Here is a 3,972-nt window from a genome sequence, read left to right as displayed (position 1 = left end):
GGTAGCACGATCGCAGGGTGCGCGGCGCACGTCCCCGCAGTCGCCCTGCGCGATGCCAATTTACTCCATGTCCCGATCGGCAGGACTCGACACGCGGGCGGGAGAATCGGACGGCCATACGCGACGGGCATGTCGCACCGGAGGTGACGCGATGAACGGTCGGCCATGGCGAGGGCGGGCACCGGTCGCCGGTGCGCTCCTGGCACTCATGCTCGCGGTCGCAGCGTGCGGTGGCGCGCCGGCTGGGCAGGGGTCGGAGACGGGCGGCGGCGCATCCGAGGAGTACGGACCTCAGGCGACGATCATCGAAGCGGGTGACATCAGCGATGCCGTCACCCTGGACCCGCAGGTGGCGTTCGAGTTCTCCAGCGTGTCCGCCGCCAGCCTCATGTACCAGCGTCTGGTCAAGTTCCCGCTGGGCGACATGACCAAGCCGGTGGGAGACGCCGCGGACAGCTGGGACGTGTCGGACGACGGCCTGCACTGGACGTTCCATCTGAAGAAGGGCCTCAAGTTCTCCAGCGGCAACGAGCTGACCTCCGCCGACGTGGTCTACACGTTCGAGCGCGCCGTCAACATCCCGAAGGATCCGGCCTCCTGGCTGATCACCCAGATGGGCATCACCGCCGACAACGTGGACCAGGTGGTGACCGCCCCGGATCCGTACACCGTCAAGATCGACCTGCCGCAGCCGTTCAGCCCCGGGGCGTTCCTCTCCGTGCTGACGCACACGGTGGTCGGCATCGTCGACAGCAAGACGGTGAAGGCGCACGAGACGAACGGCGACTACGGCTCCGGCTGGCTCTTCGACCATTCGGCCGGCAGCGGGCCCTACATGCTGAACAACTGGACGAAGGACGTCCAGATGGAGTTCGTGCCGAATCCGCACTACACCGGAGAGGCTCCCACGATCAAGCACGTGATCTGGAAGAACGCTCCGGAGACCGCCACGCGTCTTGACATGCTGAGGCGGGGCGAGGCGGACATCGCCGACGGGCTCTCGGCCGCACAGGCGCAGACGGTCCAGAACGACCCGAACTTCAAGATCTTCAAGACTCCGGACGAGTCCATGACCTACCTGGGCATGGACGTCAAGAACGTCCCCTGCTTCGCCAAGGCGGACTGCCGCAACGCGGTGAAGTGGGCCATCGATTACGACGGCATCGTGCAAAGCCTCCTGCACGGGTTCGGGCAGCCGCTTCAGGGCGTGATCCCGCGCGGGATCTTCGGGTACACGGACAAGCAGTATTTCACCCAGGACCTCGCCAAGGCGAAGGATCTCCTGGCCAAGGCCGGCTACCCGAACGGGTTCGACGTCGAGATGCTGGTGCCGAACGGGACGCTCGTCGGCGGCGTTCCGGCCAGCTCGGTGGCCAACGTGATCAAGTCGAACCTGGAGAAGATCGGCATCCGGGTGACCATCCGGCAGATGGAAGCCGGCCAGATGTACACCGAATACCGCGAGCACAGGGCGCAGCTGATCCTCGCCAACTGGGGCATGGACTACCCGGATCCCCAGGACTTCGCGGGGCCGTTCGGCGACTACACGCAGCAGTCCCTGATCTGGCGGCTGCAGGACGAGGACCAGGAGCTTGCGCAGCTCGTCCAGCAGGCGGCGAAACTGCAGAACACGCCGGAACGGCAGCGGCTGTACGACCAGATCAACAATCTCGAGGCGGCGCAGGGGCCGTTCGCCATCATCTACCAGCCTGACGTCGTCTTCGTCTACTCCGCGAAGCTGAAGAACTTCAACTACGACCACGTCAACGGCGTGGGCTACTGGCAGATCGTCAAGGGACAGTAGCCCCGGCGGAAACGGGACGGCGGCGCGGGGACCCCGGGTCCCCGCGCTGGGTCCGCGATGTTCGGGAGGCTCAGGCGCCCTTGTCGCTCGTCACGTACATACTCCGGCGGCTGCTCCTCATGGTCCTCGTCCTCTTCGGGGTGACGCTCGTCACCTTCACGTTGACGCACGTGGTCCCGGTGAACCCGGTGCTGGCGCTGGTCGGCGACCGGGCGCCGCAGGAGGTGGTGGACCGGGTCTACCATGAGCTCGGCCTGGACAAGCCGCTTCCGGTCCAGTACCTGCTGTACGTGAAGGGCCTGCTGCATGGGGAGCTCGGCGTGTCGATCGCCGATCAGCGCCCGGTGGCCGAGGATCTCGCGCGCTACCTGCCGGCCACCATCGAATTGTCCACGGCCGCGATTCTCATCGCGATCCTCGTGGGCATCCCCACGGGCGTCGTCTCCGCCGTGTACAGAAACCGCTGGCCGGATCACCTGGCGCGCATCTTCGCGCTGGGGGGCGTCTCGCTGCCCGTGTTCTACACGGCCCTCCTGGGCTTGGCCGTCTTCTACGTGGCCCTCGGGTGGCTGCCCGGCCCCGGCCAGCTCAGCCCTTACGTGACGCCTCCGCCGCGGATCACGGGCATGGTGGTCGTCGACGCGCTCCTCACGGGACGCTGGACGGCGTTCTGGGACGGCCTCAAGCACCTCATCATGCCGGCCACGGTGCTGGGCTGGTCGTCCGCCGGCATCATCGCGCGCATGGTCCGCAGCAGCCTTCTGGAAGTGCTGAACACGGACTTCGTGCGCACCGCCTGGGCCAAGGGGCTGGGCGTGCGGCAGGTGGTGCTGCGCCACGCCCTGCGCAACGCCCTCATCCCGACCGTGACGGTCATCGGCCTCACGTACGGAAGCCTTCTGCAGGGCGCGGTCCTCACGGAGACGATCTTCGCCTGGCCCGGCGTGGGCCGATACGCCACGCTTTCCGTGATCAGCATCGACGTGCCGGCCGTGCTGGGCGTGACGCTCGTGGCGGCGCTGATCTACTCGGTCGTGAACCTGGTCGTGGACATCCTCTACGCGTTTCTGGACCCGCGCATCCGTTTCCGGTAGGGGGAGCCGGCAGGCCAGGTGTCCGGCCGCATGGGCTTCGAATCTGGAGGGATCACCGGCATGAGCAGCCAACCCGTCACCGCCGCTCCGGGCAAGGACCGGCCGGCGCCCGCGACCGGCGAGCGCCGTCGCCTCTGGCGCGCGCTGCGCGGCAACGCCCTGGCGATGACCGGGCTTGTCATCATCGCCTTTTTCGCGCTCCTGGCCGTCTTCGGGCCGTATCTCGCGCCCTATTCACCCACGGAGCCGGACCTCGACCACATCCTCCAGCCGCCGGGCGGCGCACACCTCCTGGGCACGGACGACACCGGCATGGACATCCTCAGCCGCGTCCTCTACGGAGCGCGCATCGACTTCTTCTCGGCGCTCGCCATCGTGGCCCTCTCCGGGGCGCTGGGCACGGCCATCGGCACGGCGGCCGGCTGGCTGGGCGGCCTCTGGGACGACGTGATCATGCGCGTGACGGACATGTTCCTGGCCTTCCCCAGCCTGATCCTGGCGATGGCGATCGCCGCCGTGCTCAAGCCGAGCCTGTTCAACGCGCTGATCGCGATCTCCGTCACCTATTGGCCGGTGTACGCGCGGCTCGCGCGCGGGCAGATCCTCTCGCTGAAGGAGCGCGAGTTCGTGGAGGCGGCGCGCGCCGTGGGTCTCGGCGGAGCGCGCATCGTCCTGCGCCACGTGCTGCCCAACGCCTTCGCGCCGATCCTGATCCAGGCCACGCTGGACATGGGCGCGGTGCTCCTGATCGCGGCGGGGCTCTCCTTCATCGGCTTCGGCGCCCAGCCGCCCACGCCGGAGTGGGGCCGCATGGTGTCCGACGGCCGGAGCTACCTCCAGACCCAGTGGTGGATCTCCACCTTCCCTGCGATCGCGATCCTGCTCCTCGTGCTCGGCTTCAACTTCCTGGGCGACGCGCTGCGCGACCTGTTCGACCCGCGCTCAAGGCGCTGACGCCCCCTCTTGTGAATCCAGCCCCGTCACGATATCTTCGGGAGTCGAGGTGTCTGCGGTGGAATCGCTCGCGCCCACGGCCGGCCCGCCTGCTTCCGAGCTCGCCGTCACGGCCCGCGG

3 protein-coding genes are annotated in these 3,972 nt (G+C 67.9%); all 3 read left to right on the top strand.

What is annotated here, in order from left to right; translation table 11 throughout:
• Window positions 1-151: 151 nt before the first annotated feature.
• The 3 genes from IRZ18_08825 to IRZ18_08815 all read left to right on the top strand — a co-directional run bounded on the left by IRZ18_08825 (window position 152) and on the right by IRZ18_08815 (window position 3,852).
• Complete coding sequence (locus IRZ18_08825) at window positions 152-1,804, top strand: ABC transporter substrate-binding protein (protein ID MBX5477208.1); 1,653 nt, start codon at window positions 152-154, stop codon at window positions 1,802-1,804.
• An 80-nt stretch (window positions 1,805-1,884) separates the two neighbouring features.
• On the top strand, window positions 1,885-2,898 hold the full coding sequence (locus tag IRZ18_08820) for an ABC transporter permease (protein ID MBX5477207.1): 1,014 nt from the start codon (window positions 1,885-1,887) through the stop codon (window positions 2,896-2,898).
• Between the two features lie 60 nt (window positions 2,899-2,958).
• Window positions 2,959-3,852, top strand: a complete 894-nt coding sequence (locus IRZ18_08815; GenBank protein ID MBX5477206.1) for an ABC transporter permease — start codon at window positions 2,959-2,961, stop codon at window positions 3,850-3,852.
• The last annotated feature ends 120 nt before the right edge of the window (window positions 3,853-3,972 follow it).

It is taken from the genome of Clostridia bacterium (genome assembly GCA_019683875.1).
GTDB lineage: Bacteria > Bacillota > Sulfobacillia > RBS10-35 > Bu92 > Bu92.
This window is presented reverse-complemented; position numbering and strand designations above follow the sequence as displayed.

Coding starts and splice junctions, on each gene's coding strand:
- IRZ18_08825 (MBX5477208.1), top strand. CDS start 152: ATGAACGGTCGGCCATGGCGAGGGCGGGCACCGGTCGCCGGTGCGCTC.
- IRZ18_08815 (MBX5477206.1), top strand. CDS start 2,959: ATGAGCAGCCAACCCGTCACCGCCGCTCCGGGCAAGGACCGGCCGGCG.